Genomic DNA, 20,395 nt, shown 5'->3' with positions numbered 1-20,395 from the left:
ATTTATAGTTAATCTAGTACTACGTCTTTTTTCCTTTGAATTACTTCTTTCATACTAAAAACTAGATAAGTAAAACTTTCAATTTTAAATAACAATGCCAATCCTACATATACAACTGTACCTACAATTATTTGAATTATAATTGTTATAATATCTGAGAACTCAAACCCCTTAATACTGTAAGTGATTGTTCCCATAGCTAAAGACAAAAATATCGTATCCTTTGTATCCTTAAGCTGCGCTATAAAACTATAATTTATTAAATATTTATTGGGATACGCATCAATAATTGTTGTTATAATTCTATTAATTAATACACCTAACGCTATACCATATACCCCATATGGTATACTAATTATTAAAATTAATATTCCTATTAAAAACTTGAGTATTTCTAACTTTAAAAATATATCGCTATGTCCCAATGCTTTAATTACATGTAAATTGGTAGCATCAATACTCCATAATGCATAATAACCACAAAATATTTGTAAGAAAGGAACGGCAGATAACCATTTTTCTGTAAATAAGATAATTACTAACGGTTCTGCAATTACAGCTAACCCTACCATCATTGGAAATATAATAAACGAACTTGTTACAATGGATCTTCGTGCTAGCCTTCTTACTTGTTTTCTATTATCTTGCTGCGATGCTAGTGTTGGAAACATTACAGATTGTATTGTTCCATTTATATTTGAAACAAAAATTGCGGGAAATTGCATCCCTCTACTGTAGAATCCTAACATTGCAGGACTTACTATTCTACTAATAACAAGACTTTGCATGTTCGTATAAAATGTGTAAATTAATGTTGATACAACTAACTTCCAACCATAAGAAAATAATTTTAAAACACTTTCAAATGAAAATATAAATCCAGGCTTCCATTTTATGACAAAACATAAAATTACAGTAACAATCAACTGACTTGTCAGTTGTTGACCTACTATAGCCCATACACCAAAATTTTTATATGCCATATAAAGACCGACAATCCCTGAAATGAATACCGCAAATAATGTACTTTTAAATAATAATTTGAATTGCATATTTCTTACAATAATAGCTTGTTGAATTGAATAAAAGGCGCTTAAAAATAGGCTTAATGATGAGATTCTTAGTATAAGTATTAAATTGGGTACTCCAAAAAAGTTAGCGATAAAGGGGGCTGTAAAATAGAGAGTAATATATACTATAGTAGCAATAAATAGATTTAAATAGAAAACAGATGTTAAGTCGATATTATCCACTTCTTTTCTCTGAATAAGTGCCTCACTAAACCCACTATCAACGATTAAAGTAGCGATACTAATAAAAATTGCTACTATTGCAATTAAGCCATAATCTTCTGGTAATAGTAGTCGCGTTAATACAATCATTACAATTAATTGTACAGTTTGAGTGCCTCCACGTTCCATTAACTTCCAGAATAGAGATTGGATAATTTTCGATTTATTTACTTCAATCATAATTTGTTTTCCTCACCTTTCTCTAAATCTAGTAATTATATTTTGCTCATTTTTTCTTTAACTGTTTTATATTTAGAGTTATTTTTTTATATTTTGCTAACGGACGTGTCGTCTATACAATTATACTTAGGGGAAACATGTTTTTCGACATTGCCTCATCAATAAAACTTGTCAGTTGTTAAATCAAAAGCAACATAAATTTAAATCGTTGAATAAGTACTTTAACACAAAACTTATAATGTTAGAAAATCACGCCTCCTAGTGACAAATAGGCAAAACTTATTATTAATTTTGTACTTTAACTCTTAAAATTTCTTTAAGACAAATATATCTGCTCCAACTGAAATATAGATTCTAATATATCAAATCCTTTTTCAGTTAACTCTTGAGAACAATTAATTCTGTTAATATTTACATTTTCCAAAATTTTATTAGCCCATATTTTAGGATCTTGATTTATTGATAAAAATGTAACTAAGTTTGTTATCTTCACATCAGAAGTAATATTATCAGAAACTATGCAGGGAGCCCCTGAAGCCTGGGCTTCAATCATTGCTACAGGCAATCCCTCGTATAGAGATGGAAAAACAAATATATCTATTGCATGTACTAAATCTGCTACATCTAATCTGTTTCCAGTCATAATTACTCTATCTTCTATTCCTAAATCTATACATTTATTTTCAATATGGGTCTTTAATTCTCCATCACCAACTATTAATAACAAAACATTATTATTTAATAGATAAAGCTCCTTAAATATTCTTAATAAAAAATCATGATTTTTAACTACTGACAATCTTCCAATATGCCCAATTACAATTGCATTTTTTAAATTGAATTCATTACGTATTTTTATTCTTTTTTCTTTACTAAAACTATATTTATTAACATCTATACCATTATTAATAATTATCCCTTTTTCTTTTGATATTTTCTCTCCGTACAAATAATTTGCAGCATCTTTTCCACAAGCAATATAATGTGTAGCATATTTTTTTATAAATTTTCTCATAAGATATACATACATTTGATAAATGGAATTCATTTTCTTACCACTATTGGTACTATGTGAGTGGGATATCCTTTTACTAACATTTAGATGATGCGCTACCTTCAAGCTCAACCCATTATTAGATAGCAAATGCGTATGAATAACATCATACTTTCCATTTATTAAGATCTCTTTTAGGTTTTTCATATATTTAATATATCCATTACTAGGAGATTCAATATGCATAACCTTCGACCCTAGATTTATAGCTTCGACCTCATATTCCCCTACATTATTTCCAAATACTAAATAATCAATTTGAAATTTTTCTTTATTCATATACCTAGCAAAATTCATTGCAATCGTTTCAGCTCCACCAATTTGAAGTGTACCTATAACTTGTAATACCTTAACTTTTCCCATAACTAATTCAAATCCTTTATTTACATAACTTTGTCATTTCTCAAATACTTTCTCATCATTATTGAATTTACTACTATATAGAGAATAGATAAAAACAAAGAAATCCAAAATAAATCCCTTATCATGCCAGCAAAATAATCTCTAACCCACCACAAAATCCCACTAAACAGAATTAAATATATAATTAAGCTAAAATATCTTTCATTTAGTATACTTAATTTTATTTTCTTTGAAATAAACGCAACAAATACCCCTATGAATAAAGCCATTAAAATACCATAGTTATTAAAACTATAATAAAGTTCCCCTATATACGATCCGCCCATATACATTCTTGAACCTGGATAAAAGTATATATATTCGACTTTATTATAATAATCACCAAAATCACCAAGATTACTAGGAAGTAACGTAATAGCTGCAGCTAGATAATTAGCTCCCCATTGAATAGGTGCATATTGAGGGAAATACCGCATTGAAAAGCACACACTTAGTAACGTTCCACCAAATTCCTCCATTATTTCAAATATAGGATTGACTATTTTTTGCTCTGTAAGAATCGTTAATAAATATCGGAAGTCCCCATTCTTTTCTCTATATTCTCTTATAATATTTATAAATATTACGCCGATGTATCCTATAACAAAATATTGAAATATGGTTTTAAATTGTACTTCTTTTACAACTTTAATATAAAGATATGTTAAGGTGATTATCGTAATAACAGCCTCACCTCTACCACCAGATAACATACTAAAAAATTGGTAAAATATAGATAAAAACACTATTACCATTGCCATTTTTTTATTTTCTTTATTGGCAATAATTAAGAGCATTACCCCAACTATCGTTAACTTTGCAAGTAAATATATATTTCTAACTTCTAATTCGAAAATGGCCAGGTAGCCATTTTCTTGGTAAGCAATTAATTTAGAAATATCAATATAAATCATTGGAATTATACCAATACCAACACAAATTGTTCCCATATATTTAATAATTTTTTTTGACATTATAATATTTGACTTTTGTAAGGGAGTATCACTATATTTGATAGGTTTTATATATATTAAAATCATTCCTAGTGCAACAAACGCTTGTACAAATAAAATAAAAGTAGAGGTATCTTTAATTAAATTTATAGGTACCGAATTAAAGAGAATTTGCCTTGAATAAGATGGCTTTATTTGAAAACCTAACATAAAAATATAACTAAAATGAAATAGATAAGAAAAAATTAGAAATAAGCAAGTTAAAGAAAATAACTCTTCACCTAAAAATTTCAATAAAACAATATTAAAAAACAATTGAGCTAATGAAATAAATGCAAATAATTTTATCCATTCATCAATAGGAACATTGTCTATTGATAGAGTAATTAATAGTAAAAAAATATTAATGAGTATCCCTAGTGAAGAAAGCACTATATTTTTTAATAACTTTTTATTTATTCTATTATTATTTAGTGTCATTAATATTACCCCAGTACCTAAATATTCTATTCATTTTTAACTACTTATATGTCTTATATTTTTACTAGATCCAATGAAATACTTTACTATTAGATAATATATACTAGGTGAAGACATAAAAAGCACGCTACTTATTTTAACTTTATTTTGAGGATAAAAAATGAGGTTTTTCATATATTCTTTAAATTGAAATTCATCAATCATTTTATAAAAGCTCTTATAATCTTTGCTCCCAATAGCTATTTGCCAAGTAGTCGCCCACACCCATCTGGCTACACCAAACTTTTTAAATTCCTTATAGAAATTTGGTTTCTCTATTTGGAAATATTCTTCTAAATCTAACATTAACTTGAATCCATCAAGTCTTTTATTATCTACTACACTCATAGCAGAATTATCTCTAATCCTATATAAATACTGAGGATTATTAATAGATGCTATTAAATTGGATTTACTTATTATTCTCCAAATAATTTCTTGGTCCTCACTATATCTATACCCCTCTTTAAATCTTATACATTCATTATCTAATATCTCTTTTTTAATTAACATTGTACCTATACCAGAAACTAGTTCCTTATACAAAAAACTTTTCAACGCTGTAATTGAATCCATAATTTTAATTTCCGATTTTAATTCACCCAGGTGTTTTAAATCATTGTTATTAAATTTATACTCTTCTGGAACAATACTACTACTACAAAAAACTAAGTCACAGTTTTCCTTTTTTAAAAGAGAAATCATCTTTAATAAATAGTAAGGGCCAACCATATCGTCAGAATCTACAAAGCAAATAAATTCTCCTTTCGCTTCTTCAATCCCTCTGTTTCTTGCTGCGCTAACCCCGAAGTTTTGTTGATTTATTATTGTAATAATCAGCTGGCTATTTTTTAAATAATTCTCCGCTATTTCCACCGAATTATCAGTCGAACCATCGTTCACTATTATTAATTCAAACTCTTTGTATAATTGTTTTTCAAAGGATTTTAAACATTCTATAATGTATTGCTCTACATTATATAGTGGTATAATTATACTAATCATTATTAAATCCCCCTAGAGCTCATTATTTACTTATATGCTTGCTTCTATTAAGACAATACATTTTTCCTGGTAAATAATTATCCCCCCCACACAACCCGTTTCACATAATCTGTATACGACAAAATAATTCTCAACACCTTATCTGAAACATTTGGCATTCGATAATCACCAACAAATCTTAATGTATCATTTTCTTGAGTCTCTAATACTTCAAGTCCTTGTAAGATTCTTTCCTTTTCAAGCCCAACCATCATCACAGAGGCTTCTTCCATCGCTTCTGGTCTTTCATGAGCTTGCCGCATATTAAGTGCTTTAAATCCAAGAATGGATGACTCTTCACTTATTGTCCCACTATCACTAAGTACAGCTTTTGATTTAAATTGCAGTTTTAGATAATCGTTAAATCCTAAAGGCTTCATAATTTTGATCAAAGGATTAAACTCAATACCTTTAGTTTCAATCATGTTCAACGTTCTTGGATGTGTACTTATGATAACAGGAAGCTGATACTTTTCTGCAACAGCATTTAAACTTTCTACTAAATGAAGGAAGTTTCTAGTTGAATTGATATTTTCTTCACGGTGTGCAGAAATAACAAAATACTTACCTTCTTCAAGCTCTAACTTTTGTAAGACATCCGACTTTTCTATATCCGCTTTTTTCGAGTGAAGCACTTCAAACATTGGACTCCCTGTCTTAATAATTCGGTCTGCCGGAAAACCCTCACGGAGAAGATATTCTCTCGCAATATCACTGTAAGTTAAATTTATATCTGAAATATGATCGACAATTTTTCGATTTGTTTCTTCAGGTACACGTTGGTCAAAACATCGATTTCCTGCTTCCATATGGAAAATTGGTATTTGCCTTCTTTTCGCAGCAAGAGCACACAAACAACTATTCGTGTCTCCTAAAACTAAAAAAGCATCAGGCTTTACTTCCTCTATAACAGGGTCAATTTTATTTAAAATATTACCTATTGTTACCGTTGCTTTGCCTGTAGCTGCATTTAAGAAAAAGTCTGGCTTTTTTAAACGAAAATCATTAAAGAATACCTCATTCAATTCGTAATCATAATTTTGCCCTGTATGAACAAGTGTATGTTCAATTACATTAGACTGCTCTAATTTATTGATTACAGCAGACAAACGAATGATTTCAGGTCTAGTTCCTACTACTGTCATCACTTTTAATTTCTTCAAGATTTATACCTCCAAATAGTACGTATCTGGCTTTACAGGATCAAAGCATTCATTTACCCACATCACTGTCACAAGGTCTGTATCTCCTACGTTTACAATAGAGTGTGTATATCCAGTAGGAATATCAACAACCTGCAGCTTTTCACCATTTACTTTGTATTCAATAATGTCATCAGAGTCTAATTTTCTAAAACGTATTAAGCCTTTACCGCTAACAACTAAAAACTTCTCGTTTTTTGTATGATGCCAATGATTTCCTTTTGTAATACCTGGCTTAGATATATTAACTGAGACTTGACCGCCACTAGATGTTCGAATAAATTCAGTAAAAGAGCCACGGTTATCTAGATTCATCTTTAAATCATATAAAAATTGATCTGTAGGTAAAAAACTTAAATAAGTACTATAAAGCTTTTTCGTAAGAGCATCTTCCATATTTGCAATACTTAAATCCGCTCGGCTACTTTTAAAACTAGCGATTAAATTTGCTATTTCACCAAGTGAAGTAGTATATGTCACAGGAACAATACAATACTTTCCTTGTATTGTTGGCATACCGTTCAATGCTCGTAATAATTCTTCTAACACATCATCGATATAACAAAGTGTTAATGCTGTATTTGGATTGTGTATTTGAATCGCTAAATCTCTTCCAATGTTATAACAAAAAGTAGCTACTACACTGTTGTAATTTGGTTTACTCCATTTACCAAATATGTTTGGTAATCTATATATATACACTGGGGCTCCCATTTTCTGATGATATTGAAACAATACATCTTCCATTAGTCTTTTGCTTCGCCCGTAAGGATTATCTGATTCAGCTTGGATAGAGGATGTTGCGATAATCGGCACTTTCTTGTCATTTTTTTTTAGAAAATTTACTAATTGAGATGTAAAACGATAATTTCCATCTATAAAATCAATTTCATTTTCAGTTCTGTTTACTCCAGCTAAATGAAATACAAAGTCACATTCTTTTGTATATTTTTCTAGAAGCGCAGGATCGCTCTCTCTTGTATACTCAAAGATTTGATTGAATCCTTGGTTTCTTAATTCTACAATTAGATTTTTTCCTATAAACCCTTTCGCTCCTGTAACTAGGATGTTCATTTATCCAATCCACCTTTAATTTAAGATATGAATATCTTTATTCCACTTTTTCAATTCCGCTTGAATATACTCTAATTGCAGTAAAGTTTCTTTTATTTCTTCTACATATAATTGTTTTGTATTATCAGAATTATATTCCATAACATTAGATAGCTCCGGAAGTCCCTCTACAAAATATTTATTATAGTTAAGTTCTCTTTGATCGGCAGGCACTTTATAAAATCCCCCTAAGTCCTGTGCCACTACATATTCTTCTTTTGTAAGCAGCGTTTCATAACGCTTTTCTCCGTGTCGAGTTCCAATAATTTTTATTTCGTTATTGACTTCAAATAATTCTTTTAATGCTTGAGCAAGATTTCCAATCGTGCTCGCAGGTGATTTCTGAACCATAATGTCCCCTGTTTGACCATGTTCAAAAGCAAACAACACCAATTCCACTGCTTCTTCTAAACTCATTAGAAATCTCGTCATATTTGAATCTGTTATTGTTAGAGGTTGACCACGCTTAATTTGCTCTATAAATAATGGAATGACCGACCCTCGGGAAGCCATTACATTTCCATATCTCGTCCCACAAATTACTGTGCCATTTTCAGGAACTGTTTTTGATTTTGCGATAAAAACTTTCTCCATCATTGCTTTTGAAATTCCCATTGCATTGATAGGGTAGGCTGCTTTGTCCGTCGATAGACAAATGACTTTTTTTACACCATATTCAATAGCTGTAGTTAATACATTTTCCGTACCTAAAATATTCGTTTTTACAGCTTCCAGTGGAAAAAATTCACAAGATGGAACTTGCTTTAATGCGGCCGCATGGAAAATATAATCGACATTATGCATCGCATTTTTTAAGCTATCAGTATTTCGAACATCCCCAAGATAATATTTTAATTTTTCATTATTATATTTTAGCCTCATATCATTTTGTTTCTTTTCATCACGGGAAAATATGCGGATTTCTTTTATATCCGTATTTAGCAACCTTTTCATAACAGCATTTCCGAAAGAGCCCGTGCCACCTGTGATTAACAAAATTTTATTTTTAAACATCCATTAACCTCTTTCTATTTATTTAAAATGGTTCATAATAATTTCGTAGGTATGTTTTGAAGTGTAATTTTGTTCTAAATACAGCCTGGAATTTTTACCCATTTTTTCTCTTAAGTTCGAATCAACAAACTGATTTATCTGTTTGTTAAATTGTTCAATATTATTACTCTCACTCCACAAACCAAATTTCCCTTGTTCGATTACTTGCCCTATATCAGTACTAGTATCCGTAGCTGCTAAAACAGGCATAGATGCATGCATATAAGAAAGTAATCTAGATGGGAAATTAGGGATTGTAAAACGATGATCTAGAAAAATTAGTCCAACATCACAGGACAGTACCAATTGGTCATAATCCTCTTGCGGCAGTTCTTTAATTAGCTGTGCATTAGAAGGGGGTTCTTTATCAAAATAGGCTTTAATCTTATTAAATTCGGTACCAGATCCGGCTATTACAAAATAAACATGTTGATTCATTTTGTTTGCATGTAAACATTCTATGAGGAAGTCTATTCCCTGAGGTTTCCCAAGATTTCCTCCATAAATGAAAACGGTTTTATCAAAAGGAATGTTATACCTTTTTCGTATACTTTGTATTTGAGTTTCGTCAATTTCAATTGATATAGGATTAATACTATTTGGGCAAATTTCGAGATGTTTTCCTGAAATTTCTTTATTTTGTTTGTATAAAAATTCGAGATTAGCCTGAGACATGCATCCGATTAAATCTGAAATTTTATACAACCGTTTTTCTTTCATCCTAAAATACTTATAAATTAAACTTTTATTACTAAACATATTTAAATCTACAGCATTTTGCGGAAAAATATCTTTTAGTAATAAATAAGATTTTGCTTGATCTCTTTTTTTTATATAACTTATGACTTTTTCAAAAGTTATAGGTGGGGTTGAGTAAAGGATTAAATCAAATTTAATATTTTTGAAATATAACTTAATGGCTTTTAAGAATTGTCCTTCAATCCGTAAAGTGGAAATACCCTTTTCGATAAGGTTATTTTGTGTTATATTTCCTATCTTTACTTTAAGTAAGTGAACACCACTTACAACTTTATATTGGGTAGGTTTTTTCAAACGTTTTTCTGTCGGACTGATAACGTACACTTGATGGTCATTATCTCTAAACTGCCTAATTAGGTCAGTATAAATACCTTTTGCTTCTATATTATTTAAACTACTAATGGATAGAAATAAGATTTTCATTCATATAGCCCCACTTATGATAATTGAATTACTTGCTTAATTATCTAACTCCTATAGCTCGGGAAAAACACTTCCGTTTCAATAAAATAGTCTTCTTTCTTTCTTATCTTCATTAAATTATTATATTTTTCAAGATCAAATATCTTCTTACCGATTGAGAAAATACAATCAGAATTCTTATTAAATCCTTGTTTGAATTTATAAAGACTATCTTCCTTACTCCCCACTCCCCCGCCTAAGTGAAAAGTTTTAAAGCCATTTTCATTTCCCCAACATGCAATCTCATACATTAAAATATTGGTAGGTCCGAGATGTAGAAAATCTAAATCAGAAGCAGATAAATGATGGTGAATTTGTCCGTTTGCAAATGTAATTAGCACCATTCCTATTATCCTGTTTTCAAATAGCGCATAAAAAATCAATGAATTATATGGCAGATCATTTAGAACACTTTTATAAAATTCCTCATTGAAAAAATAGTAATTTTTTGCGTTATTCTTTTCCATTGTTCGATTATACATACGCCTAAAATCACTTAATAATTCAGGACTTCTTCCCCAGTAAATTTCTACTCCAGATTTTTTAGCCTTCTTTATCCATCTCTTCTTATTCGTATTGAAGTTATCCCAAATTTCATCTAAGGAAGATAAAGAAAGTGTAATAGTTTTTCCAAGATTATCTATCTCATACATTCGACTTACATTTTTACTGTTCTTCAAGATCGGATGGAATCGAACAATTTCACTTATAATGCCCTCTTTCTTACATAAAGCGATGTATTCTTCGTTTAACGCTTTCATACTACCTTTCGTACTATTCCCTTCTATTAAAAAACCGCCATAACCATAAGGTGTAGATAAATCATAAAAGGTATTTGGAGATATTTTCTCATGAAATCTTTTATCGTCAGCTACATCTCTTTTCATAACTGCATTAATTGCACGGATATTTTCATCCTCATAATAAAATAGTATCGGTTCACCGTCCCCATGCACTTTAAAAGCCTTTAAATAATTGGAAAGATAATAAACATCGTATGCTTTAAAGTTTTTCACTATCTCATTCCATTTTTCAGTATCATTGAATGTGACAATTGATAACACCGTTCTACCCCCAACCAAGTAATTTATACCGTTTAAACATTTAAATATCTCTGACTTCGAATTTCTCTCTTCTATACTGATCAAAGTCTATTGGTGTATCCACGCCGCTTTCTCCAATATCCACTCTCTTTATAACCTTTATCATCGTTTTTAAAATTATTTTAATATCCCTCAAAAAAGTAATATTTTCCACATATTCTAAATCGTAAAGAAAACGTTCCTCCCAATAAACCGTATTTCTACCATTAATCTGGGCCAAACCTGATAATCCAGGTCTTACTGAATGTCGCATTCTTTCCTGTTCCGTATAATAAGGTAAATACTCTATAGCTAAAGGCCGAGGTCCAATGAATGACATATCGCCTTTTAGTATATTTATTAATTCTGGAAGCTCATCAAGAGACGTAGATCGCAGGAAACGTCCAAATTTCGTTAGCCTAATACTATTCGGTAACAGTTTCCCGTTTTTATTCCTTTCATCAGTCATCGTTCTAAACTTATAGATAGTAAAAATCTGTTCGTCTTTTCCAGGCCTCTTCTGTTTAAATATCACAGGAGTTCCCAGGTTAATACGTACTAATAATGAAACAATTAGAAAAACTGGGCTTAATAAAATAAGTGCTACTAACGCAAGCGTAAAATCCATTGGTCTTTTAATATATTTTTTATAAATAGAATAGTTATAATCTCGCATGGGATTCCATCAAAACATCCTTTTTAATAATATTTACAACCCTTTGTAAATCTTCAATCGACATCTTCGTATCCGAAGGTAAACATAATCCATTTTCAAATAGGGTTTCCGACACATCTGTACCAATAAAATCATATTTCTCAAAGAATGGTTGCATATGCATTGGCTTCCAGATTGGTCTTGATTCAATATTTTCTTTTTCAAGAGCTTCAATAATATGATGTGGTCGAACCGTTCCGCACAAAATAATGCTACTTAACCAATAGTTGGGTTCATTCCATTCATTACTTGGCATGAACTCAATGCCATTAAGTCCTTCTAGCTCTCGCTTATAATAGCTGAAAATCTCTCGCTTCTTTTCCACCCGTTCATGCAAAATTTTTAATTGCCCTCTTCCTATACCAGCGACAACATTACTCATTCGATAGTTGAAGCCTAATTCACTATGTTGATAGTGTCTTACGGGATCACGTGACTGAGTAGCCCAAAATCGTACCTTTTCGATATCATTTTCATTATTCGAAACAAGCATTCCACCACCCGAAGTCGTAATGATTTTGTTACCATTAAAAGAATAAACGCCATAATCCCCAATAGTTCCGCAATGCTGACCCTTATAATAAGTTCCCAGGGACTCTGCAGCATCTTCAATCAGTGCTACATTATATGTGCTACATAATTGAACAATTTCATCCATTTTTGCCGATAATCCATAAAGGTGAACGACAATAACAGCTTTTACATGGGGGTATTTAACAAAAGCTTTCTCTAATGCTTTTGGACACATATTCCATGATTCATAGTCACTATCAATAAAAACAGGCACGGCATTTTGATAAATAATAGGATTCGCTGTAGCTGCAAACGTAAGAGTGGAACAAAAAACGATATCTCCAGCTTCGACTTTAGCTGCTTTTAATGCCATATGAATAGCTGCTGTTCCAGAAGAAAGTGCAACGGCAGATTTACTCCCTACTTTTTTTGCCAGCTCTTTTTCAAAGCAATTTATATTTTCTCCGAGCGGCGATATCCAATTCGTATCAAAAGCTTCTTTTACATACTGCATTTCATATCCTTCAACACTCATATGTGGCGATGAAAGAAATATTTTTCTAGTCATTGCATCTAACTCCCATTCAATATTCAAGCAATTGTTTTAGGTGAAAACTTGCTAATAACCCATTTCCCATTAGCGACATCTAGCAGCTTATGTTTTAGTTCTAATAAATTGCATTCTTCTAATTCAATTAGAATAGCCATTAATAACTGCTCTTCTATGCAAATCGCTTTACCCACATGAATTTTCGGATAGATATTCTCCTCCTGGATTTCCTCATCATTTAATAACTCTTCGTACATTTTTTCGCCGGGTCTAATTCCAGTGAATTCAATATCAATTTCATCTTCTAAAAATCCAGATAAGCGAATCAAATTTTTTGCGAGATCGACAACTTTTATTGGCTCTCCCATGTCAAGGACAAATATTTCTCCTCCTTGAGCAAGTGCACCGGCTTGCAGTACGAGTTTTGATGCTTCCGGAATTGTCATAAAATAACGAGTCATTTCAGGATGCGTGACCGTGACAGGTCCGCCTGCAGCAATTTGTGATTTAAACCGGGGAATAACACTTCCACGCGAGCCAAGAACATTCCCAAAACGCACGGCTGCAAAGTTTGTATCACTATAGGTGGCTAGATTTTGGATAATAATTTCTGCAATTCTCTTAGTTGCCCCCATAACATTAGGCGGATTAACCGCTTTATCAGTTGAAATCATGACAAAGTTGGAAACACCAGATGCATGTGCCGCATCTGCTATATTTTTTGTCCCGAAGATATTATTTTTCACTGCTTCACGAGGATTACTTTCCATCATTGGAACATGTTTATGCGCAGCAGCGTGATAAATAACATCAGGTTGAAAGTGTTGAACTACTTCAAAAATTCGTTCTCTATCCTGCACATCAGCAATAATAGGAACAAATTCAATATTTGTGTATTCATTTTTCTCTGATAATTCCATATGGATTTTATAGATGGAGTTTTCTCCATGACCGAGTAAAATAATTTGTTTAGGGTAGAATTGTGCTGTTTGTCGGCAGATTTCGGAACCAATCGATCCGCCAGCACCTGTTATGAGGATTGTTTTATTCGTTAAAGTTTTTGAGAGAGCTAACATATCTAGTTTTACTTCTTCACGTCCAAGTAGGTCTTCTATTTTGATTTCCTGCATATTTTTCACTGAAACTTTGCCCGTCATCACATCTTCAATTTTTGGCATGATTTTTATTGTTGCTTTCGTTTCTCCGCAGCGTGTATAAATTTTTTGCATCTCTTTTTTACTTAAAGAGGGAATAGCTAAAATGATTTCTTCAATTCCTTTATCTTCTACAATTTGTGGAATATCCTTTGTAGTGCCGCATACATTTACATCTACAATTTTTAAATGTTGCTTATTTCGATCATCGTCTACAAATGCAACAACTAGATATTGTGATGGATTTCTTTTAAGGCTACGCAGAAGCATTGTACCTGCTTCGCCTGCACCGATAATTAATATTCGCTTTACATCATCATTTGGTTTAAATGAAGTCCAGTCATGGGCAATTCTTAGTAAAAATCGCGAACCGCCAATTAAAAGAATAAGTAATAGCCATGTAACAACCATTACTCGAAAATAGATATCCTGCTTTATTAATAGTTGCATGGCACTTGCTGTACAAACAGATGTCGTAACTGCATAGCCAATTGTTAATAATTCCCTTACGGATGCTAAACTCCACATACGATTATAAAGTTGAAAAAAGTAGGCCATTATATGATGGCTAATTAGCAAAGTTATAGAACTAAAAACGATTACTGTATCCGAATAAATATTCAATGTTGGATGCAATAAAAAATAACTAATAAAAATGGCTGATACTACAATTAATGAATCTAGAATAGAAAAAATTGTGTATCTAGCAGTATAATTCACTACTAATCCAGTCCTCCCCCGACTAACCATATAAAGTTGTGAATGAAATATGGTGCTAGACAAATTTTTAAACTACTTGGTGATTATAATTTTGTTCAAATTTCCAGGCATCTTCACACATCTTTTTCACATCTCTTCTTGCGATCCATTCGAGTTCCCTATTTGCTTTTTGTACATCCGCATAACAAGCAGCAATATCCCCCGGTCTTCGATCTACAATTTTAAAAGGTATGCAAACTCCATTCGCTACTTCAAATGCTTTTACGAGCTCCAAAACACTTGTTCCTTGACCTGTACCTAAATTATAAATTTGAATGCCTTTTCTTATACGGCTTAATGCAGCAACGTGCCCTTCAGCCAAATCCATCACATGAATATAGTCACGGACACCTGTACCATCCAATGTCGGATAATCATTCCCGAATATACTTAAAAATTGATGTCTTCTTTTTGCCACTTGTGTGATATATGGCATTAAATTATTTGGTGTTCCATTCGGAGCTTCACCGATCAATCCACTTTCATGAGCACCTACCGGATTGAAATAACGCAATATAGAAACCGAAAACAATGAATTTGCTCTAACAATATCATTTAGGATTCTTTCACAAATTGCCTTTGTTTCTCCATAAGGGTTCGTAGTAGGCAATACATCCATTGTCTCAACAAAAGGCACTTCATTTTCTCCGTACACCGTAGCCGATGAACTAAATACAAACTGATTAACGCCAAATTTTAAACAACAATTTGCTAAGACAAGTGTGCTAACTATATTATTCTCGTAATAGGTTAGTGGTTTCTCAACAGATTCACCTACCGCTTTTAATCCAGCACAATGGATCACCCCTTGGATTTTGTGATTTTTGAAAATATGCTCAACTGCCTGTTTATTTGTTACGTCAATCTCGTAAAAAGGGATATCATGACTTGTAATTGTTTTGATAGTTTCGATGGAATCTCTTTTACTATTGGTGAGATTATCCACGACAACTACTGAGTAACCAGCCTCAATTAGTGCTATACAAGTATGCGAACCAATATATCCCGCCCCACCACTAACTAATATTTCCATGACATTCCTCCCTTAATTAGTTTGACTGGGCGAACTAAGATTAAATTAAACATTAAATACATTTTTCTCTTATCCAGTCATTTAGTCTATTTAGCATATTCATGAGAAATAGAAACTATTCATTTATTCCTAAAAAAAGAGAATAGAACCTCGTATTCGACAAGTTTCTACTCTCTGCTTCAATTACATTTACATTTACTGTGTATTTATTCCTATTTTTAAACCAGTGGTTTTGAAGGGACTTTTTTCCTTTTTCTAATTGAACTTATTATAGTTGCAGTCCCTATCCCGAAAACTGCACCTGCACAATCGATCAGTACATCCTTCACCTGTGCTCCCCTTCCTGGGACAAACAACTGATGAAATTCATCGGAAGCTGCATAAATGATACAAACAAAGAGAGCTAACCATATACTACGAATTCTATTTATTCCGTTTTTTCTAAGTGCCCCCAAGATAAAAATTCCAAGAAAGAAATAAATAATGAAGTGTGCATTTTTCCTTACAATATGATTAACAGTATCGACGTGTACTTCTTCTAACGGGACAATCGTTTGTACTGTTTCAATAAGTTGTTCTGTAATAGTCGTACTTAAGCCATTCGAAATATGGACTGGCTGCTGAGAAAAGTAAAAAATAAGGATCATCCATAAAAAAACTGTGATCCAAGTAAGTGATTTTAGCATTTATTTATTTCCACCTTGTCTGTTAAATCTCCATATGTTCTTGTAAATTTTGCTGAATATCCTGAAGTTCACTTTCATTCGGCAAATAATAATAAATTTGATTTTTCATCATGGATGACCCGTTACTTATATAAAGCTGTTCGATTTGTTTCAAGCTGTCCCCGTAATTTTTACGTATGCGAAGAAAATCTTCAAATACAACATTCAGCTCAATATTTTTTTCAATTGCTTTGAAAATTGATTTATAGTTCCATATAGTATTTAGCGACAAGCTCTCTTGTATAACACCTTGAATTACTTGCTTTTGACGATTTTGCCTTCCAAAATCACCGGATGGATCATCATAACGCATTCGAACATATTTTAATGATTTATCTCCATCCATTTCCAATTTCCCTGTGGGGAAATTTTCTCCATCATAATTAAAAGCAAACGTATTTAAGACTGTAATTCCACCAATAATATCAATAATATCGACAAAACTTTCCATATTAACTTTCACTACATAGTCAATAGGAATATTTAATAAGTTTTCCACTGTTTTAACCGACATTTCCATACCACCAAAAGAATAGGCATGATTTATCTTATCTTTGAAACCTTTTCCGATTATCTCTGTATAGGTATCACGCGGTATACTAATCATTTTTGTTGTTTCCAAACTTGGATTAACCGTCAAAACAATCATCGTATCAGAGCGACCCCCATCACTGTCCCGTTCATCTACACCTAATATAAGAGCGGAAATTGGCTCTTTTTTTACTGTAATATCAACTGGCTCCGTACGAATATCAGGTACCCGCTCACCAATCGGTGTATAAATTTCGTCTGCCGTACTTTTGATATCCCCATATACTTTCACAAGTAAAATAAGACTCCCACCACATAAAACTAATACAATACTAATTAACCACTTCCATACATTCTTCATACTAATTTCTCCCTCAGATTATATTAACTTCTTTTGAAAACATTTTTCTGTTGGATATAAATCTGTAAGTAAGCAACATAACTATTACTTTCTAGATTCATAGTTATTAAATCCCTTTCAAACTTAATATTTTCCACAATTATAATTTCCATCTTTAATATTAATTATTCTTTTAACATAAAATTAATGCATAGAAGCTACAACAAAAAACACCTATCACTGAAAAAAGGCCGCTGCCCCCATCAGTAATAGGTGTTCTTAGTTTACTTTTTATTTACACTTGAAACGGATTATCCTCATTAATCAATACACGTTCCTGGCGAATCGCTTTACCTGTTTTGTCATCAATTTCTACGAAGAATGCACTTAATACAGCACGGCCTTTTTTCGGTACTTCGTAACGTGCCGGCATATTTGTCAGGAATTTATAGATGACGTTATCTTTTCCCATACCTAACACTTCATCATATGGACCTGTCATACCAACATCTGTAATGTATGCTGTACCCCCTGGATAAATGCGGTTGTCCGCTGTTTGGACATGTGTATGCGTTCCGACAACGACAGATGCTTTGCCGTCCAGATGCCAGCTTAAAGCGATTTTTTCACTTGTTGCTTCAGCGTGGAAATCGACAAATACGATTGGTGACGTTTTCTTCGCTTCTTCGACCATTTCGACTGCCATCGCAAACGGATCTTCATGCGGCGGCAAGAATACGCGCCCGTGCAGATTGATGACCGAAATCGTCACACCGTTTTTCGACACTTGTGTCATACCGCGTCCTGGTGCATCTTTAGAAAAGTTTGCCGGACGCACTAAGTAATCTGCATCATCGATAAAATCAAAAATGTCTTTGTTGTCCCATGTATGGTTACCCATTGTGATGACATCAACACCCATTTGAAGTAAATCATTATAGATCGCTCGTGTAATGCCGCGCCCTGCTGCAGCGTTTTCACCGTTTGCAATCACTACATCGAGATTATATTTTTTCTTCAATCGAGGCAAATACTGCTCCACAGCATCGCGACCGATTGAACCGACGATATCGCCAATAAATAATACTTTCATTTTTAAAAACCACTCTTTCTGTTCTTCAACATCTAATTATTTTACCACTGTTTTTATACTAGACGCAAAAAAACTGCTACAAATTGAATTGTAACAGAGTAATACGCTAACATTTTGAGTTTTCATGCCAATTCCATGCATCTTCAATCATTTCATGTACATTCCGTTCCGCCTGCCAGTCCAATTCCTGCTGCAAATTTTCCGAGCCAACTGCCGATAAATCATACATTTTATAAGCCAATTCACCCCGCTCCAACGCTTCAAGCACCAAAACATGGGCACTCGCTACATCAGTCACATTATTGAAACCACGGTTGCCTGTCCCTTCAGAAACCGCATCTTCAGGACTTTCACTACCCGAAGCTTGTACATTCGTACTCTTACAATAACGAAGAACAATGCCATTCATATCATAAGCTTTTGTATAAACTTCCAGCATCTGTTCAATCATGCACTTTTGCTCTAGTAGCTTATTTTCCTCTGTAACAGCTGAAGATAACACAATATTTTTCACTCGGCATGCCCTCATAACTTTCAATAACGCCAATGTGCCGCCGACATTATTTTCATAGTAATATTCAGGATTCCCCATTGCTTCCTTGACTGAGTCCGATGCTGCGAAATGGATGACAGATTGAACGGGAAACAATGTGAATATTTGTGTTAGACGGTTCTGATCTGATAAATCGCCTTCAATAAAAATAGACCGCTCATCAACTGATCCGCGGTGTCCTGTGGATAAATTATCATACACAACGACCGGCCCTTTTTCCAGTAATAAATTTACGACATGGCTTCCAACATAGCCTGCTCCACCAACGACTAATATCACAAATATTCCCCCTTATCGGCTTCGAATTTTACTTGTAATGTAACGAGTTTTCCCACTTTCTCTAAGCCTTTACCCTATGAACCAACCGGAAAAATGTCGGATACACCCTCATTTTCACTAACGGTTTCATAAAGCGAAGATTCCATGGAAGCTGGGAGAAATTCTTGCTTTCCCGAATTATTTGACGTTCCAGCGATTTCACCTGTCGTGAGTTGGAGGTCGTTAATAATACATGATGATAACGGTGAATATATAGACGTAAATTTAAACCTTCCATCACATTGCGGTATTGCCTTTTATCAAAAAACTGCTTCAATTGCGCATACGTTTGCGCATGTGAATGGGCAATAGACGGACTATAATTTTTCATCAGCATATCTTCATACTGCACAAAGTTGTACTGCGCTTCGTTCACAATAGCAATCTTTTTCGCAAAAGATAAGTACTGCGCGATAAATCCGACATCTTCAAAAAATGGATGATTATCAAAATATAATTGTTCCCCCATAATGATGGAACGTAAAAACAGTTTGTTCCAAGGCACAATATACGCTTCATTGTGCTTTGTAAGGTAATAGTTAACAGGGTTCGGTTTTGTTAATAACGCTTCATTCACTTTCACCTGTTTTTTGCGCTCCGTTTCCGGCCAGTATTTCGTATAGCCGCATAGAACGAGATCCGCATGCTTCTGCTCAGCTCGCTGCACAAGCTTTTCATACATCGTACTTTCCACAAAATCATGCCCATCAACGAACGCAATATATTTTCCGGCAGCTTCCTGCATTCCATAATTGCGCGCTTCACTTAACGTAAGGTTTTGCGCGTTAAATAAACTGAAACGCTCATCTTCACTGACAAATTCTTCACAAATAAGAGCCGTTCCTTTAGAAGAACCATTGTTCATAATCAGTATTTCGATTGCTTGCAATGTTTGCTGCTGCAGGCTTTTCAGACATTCTCTTATCGAATATTCAACATTATGTGTTGCCACAATAATAGACACAATTGGTAGCATGGAAATCCTCCTAAATAGTT

At 32.9% G+C, this 20,395-nt stretch carries 18 protein-coding genes; all 18 read right to left on the bottom strand.

Translation table 11 applies throughout. The features are described 5' to 3' along the window. Window positions 1–8 precede the first annotated feature (8 nt). The 18 genes from MHH44_RS06215 to MHH44_RS06130 all read right to left on the bottom strand — a co-directional run bounded on the left by MHH44_RS06215 (window position 9) and on the right by MHH44_RS06130 (window position 20,375). The gene (locus MHH44_RS06215) at window positions 9–1,472 is read right to left on the bottom strand and encodes a lipopolysaccharide biosynthesis protein (RefSeq protein WP_340798059.1); all 1,464 of its coding nucleotides are present in this window, start codon (window positions 1,470–1,472) and stop codon (window positions 9–11) included. 316 nt (window positions 1,473–1,788) lie between these two features. Further along, window positions 1,789–2,889, bottom strand: a complete 1,101-nt coding sequence (locus MHH44_RS06210) for a glycosyltransferase family 1 protein (RefSeq protein ID WP_340798058.1) — start codon at window positions 2,887–2,889, stop codon at window positions 1,789–1,791. 20 nt (window positions 2,890–2,909) lie between these two features. After that, window positions 2,910–4,361, bottom strand: a complete 1,452-nt coding sequence (wzy, locus tag MHH44_RS06205; protein ID WP_340798057.1) for an O-antigen polysaccharide polymerase Wzy — start codon at window positions 4,359–4,361, stop codon at window positions 2,910–2,912. A 36-nt stretch (window positions 4,362–4,397) separates the two neighbouring features. Continuing rightward, a complete protein-coding gene (locus MHH44_RS06200) occupies window positions 4,398–5,405 on the bottom strand; it encodes a glycosyltransferase family 2 protein (RefSeq protein WP_340798056.1) in 1,008 nt (335 codons plus the stop codon). A 77-nt stretch (window positions 5,406–5,482) separates the two neighbouring features. After that, window positions 5,483–6,607, bottom strand: a complete 1,125-nt coding sequence (wecB, locus tag MHH44_RS06195; RefSeq protein ID WP_340798055.1) for a non-hydrolyzing UDP-N-acetylglucosamine 2-epimerase — start codon at window positions 6,605–6,607, stop codon at window positions 5,483–5,485. 3 nt (window positions 6,608–6,610) lie between these two features. Next, the gene (locus tag MHH44_RS06190) at window positions 6,611–7,720 is read right to left on the bottom strand and encodes a capsular polysaccharide biosynthesis protein CapF (protein WP_340798054.1); all 1,110 of its coding nucleotides are present in this window, start codon (window positions 7,718–7,720) and stop codon (window positions 6,611–6,613) included. A 15-nt stretch (window positions 7,721–7,735) separates the two neighbouring features. Continuing rightward, window positions 7,736–8,773: a polysaccharide biosynthesis protein gene (locus MHH44_RS06185; protein WP_340734829.1), complete on the bottom strand. Its 1,038-nt coding sequence runs from the start codon at window positions 8,771–8,773 to the stop codon at window positions 7,736–7,738. An 18-nt stretch (window positions 8,774–8,791) separates the two neighbouring features. Further along, a complete protein-coding gene (locus MHH44_RS06180) occupies window positions 8,792–9,994 on the bottom strand; it encodes a glycosyltransferase family 4 protein (RefSeq protein ID WP_340798053.1) in 1,203 nt (400 codons plus the stop codon). Between the two features lie 44 nt (window positions 9,995–10,038). Further along, a complete protein-coding gene (locus MHH44_RS06175) occupies window positions 10,039–11,097 on the bottom strand; it encodes a GNAT family N-acetyltransferase (RefSeq protein WP_340798052.1) in 1,059 nt (352 codons plus the stop codon). Window positions 11,098–11,137: 40 nt separating this feature from the next. Then, complete coding sequence (locus MHH44_RS06170) at window positions 11,138–11,791, bottom strand: sugar transferase (RefSeq protein WP_340798051.1); 654 nt, start codon at window positions 11,789–11,791, stop codon at window positions 11,138–11,140. Continuing rightward, the gene (locus MHH44_RS06165; RefSeq protein ID WP_340798050.1) at window positions 11,778–12,911 is read right to left on the bottom strand and encodes a DegT/DnrJ/EryC1/StrS family aminotransferase; all 1,134 of its coding nucleotides are present in this window, start codon (window positions 12,909–12,911) and stop codon (window positions 11,778–11,780) included. Before MHH44_RS06165 ends, MHH44_RS06170 begins: the two co-directional genes overlap by 14 nt. 23 nt (window positions 12,912–12,934) lie before the next feature. After that, window positions 12,935–14,767 carry a polysaccharide biosynthesis protein gene (locus MHH44_RS06160; protein WP_340798049.1) on the bottom strand — a complete coding sequence of 611 codons (1,833 nt, stop codon included), beginning with the start codon at window positions 14,765–14,767 and terminating at the stop codon, window positions 12,935–12,937. A 67-nt stretch (window positions 14,768–14,834) separates the two neighbouring features. Then, window positions 14,835–15,839, bottom strand: coding sequence for a UDP-glucose 4-epimerase GalE (galE, locus tag MHH44_RS06155; RefSeq protein ID WP_008403183.1), 1,005 nt, complete (start codon window positions 15,837–15,839; stop codon window positions 14,835–14,837). A 218-nt stretch (window positions 15,840–16,057) separates the two neighbouring features. Continuing rightward, a complete protein-coding gene (locus MHH44_RS06150) occupies window positions 16,058–16,525 on the bottom strand; it encodes a VanZ family protein (RefSeq protein WP_340798048.1) in 468 nt (155 codons plus the stop codon). 22 nt (window positions 16,526–16,547) lie between these two features. After that, on the bottom strand, window positions 16,548–17,456 hold the full coding sequence (locus MHH44_RS06145) for an LCP family glycopolymer transferase (RefSeq protein ID WP_008403185.1): 909 nt from the start codon (window positions 17,454–17,456) through the stop codon (window positions 16,548–16,550). 274 nt (window positions 17,457–17,730) lie between these two features. Continuing rightward, the gene (locus MHH44_RS06140; RefSeq protein ID WP_008403186.1) at window positions 17,731–18,528 is read right to left on the bottom strand and encodes a TIGR00282 family metallophosphoesterase; all 798 of its coding nucleotides are present in this window, start codon (window positions 18,526–18,528) and stop codon (window positions 17,731–17,733) included. 106 nt (window positions 18,529–18,634) lie between these two features. Then, window positions 18,635–19,360, bottom strand: coding sequence for an NAD-dependent epimerase/dehydratase family protein (locus MHH44_RS06135; RefSeq protein WP_340798047.1), 726 nt, complete (start codon window positions 19,358–19,360; stop codon window positions 18,635–18,637). Between the two features lie 61 nt (window positions 19,361–19,421). Next, a complete protein-coding gene (locus tag MHH44_RS06130) occupies window positions 19,422–20,375 on the bottom strand; it encodes a glycosyltransferase family 2 protein (protein ID WP_340798046.1) in 954 nt (317 codons plus the stop codon). Between the last annotated feature and the right edge of the window lie 20 nt (window positions 20,376–20,395).

The organism is Solibacillus sp. FSL K6-1126 (assembly GCF_038003445.1).
Lineage (GTDB): Bacteria > Bacillota > Bacilli > Bacillales_A > Planococcaceae > Solibacillus > Solibacillus silvestris.
Note: the sequence above shows the minus strand (reverse complement) of the source record. Positions and strands in the feature narration are given on the sequence as shown.

Bases quoted from the DNA above. Each gene is read 5' to 3' on its own strand.
- MHH44_RS06215 (WP_340798059.1), bottom strand. From the start codon at position 1,472: ATGATTGAAGTAAATAAATCGAAAATTATCCAATCTCTATTCTGGAAG.
- MHH44_RS06210 (WP_340798058.1), bottom strand. From the start codon at position 2,889: ATGGGAAAAGTTAAGGTATTACAAGTTATAGGTACACTTCAAATTGGT.
- wzy (WP_340798057.1), bottom strand. From the start codon at position 4,361: ATGACACTAAATAATAATAGAATAAATAAAAAGTTATTAAAAAATATA.
- MHH44_RS06200 (WP_340798056.1), bottom strand. From the start codon at position 5,405: ATGATTAGTATAATTATACCACTATATAATGTAGAGCAATACATTATA.
- MHH44_RS06190 (WP_340798054.1), bottom strand. From the start codon at position 7,720: ATGAACATCCTAGTTACAGGAGCGAAAGGGTTTATAGGAAAAAATCTA.
- MHH44_RS06185 (WP_340734829.1), bottom strand. From the start codon at position 8,773: ATGTTTAAAAATAAAATTTTGTTAATCACAGGTGGCACGGGCTCTTTC.
- MHH44_RS06180 (WP_340798053.1), bottom strand. From the start codon at position 9,994: ATGAAAATCTTATTTCTATCCATTAGTAGTTTAAATAATATAGAAGCA.
- MHH44_RS06170 (WP_340798051.1), bottom strand. From the start codon at position 11,791: ATGCGAGATTATAACTATTCTATTTATAAAAAATATATTAAAAGACCA.
- MHH44_RS06165 (WP_340798050.1), bottom strand. From the start codon at position 12,911: ATGACTAGAAAAATATTTCTTTCATCGCCACATATGAGTGTTGAAGGA.
- galE (WP_008403183.1), bottom strand. From the start codon at position 15,839: ATGGAAATATTAGTTAGTGGTGGGGCGGGATATATTGGTTCGCATACT.
- MHH44_RS06150 (WP_340798048.1), bottom strand. From the start codon at position 16,525: ATGCTAAAATCACTTACTTGGATCACAGTTTTTTTATGGATGATCCTT.
- MHH44_RS06145 (WP_008403185.1), bottom strand. From the start codon at position 17,456: ATGAAGAATGTATGGAAGTGGTTAATTAGTATTGTATTAGTTTTATGT.
- MHH44_RS06140 (WP_008403186.1), bottom strand. From the start codon at position 18,528: ATGAAAGTATTATTTATTGGCGATATCGTCGGTTCAATCGGTCGCGAT.
- MHH44_RS06130 (WP_340798046.1), bottom strand. From the start codon at position 20,375: ATGCTACCAATTGTGTCTATTATTGTGGCAACACATAATGTTGAATAT.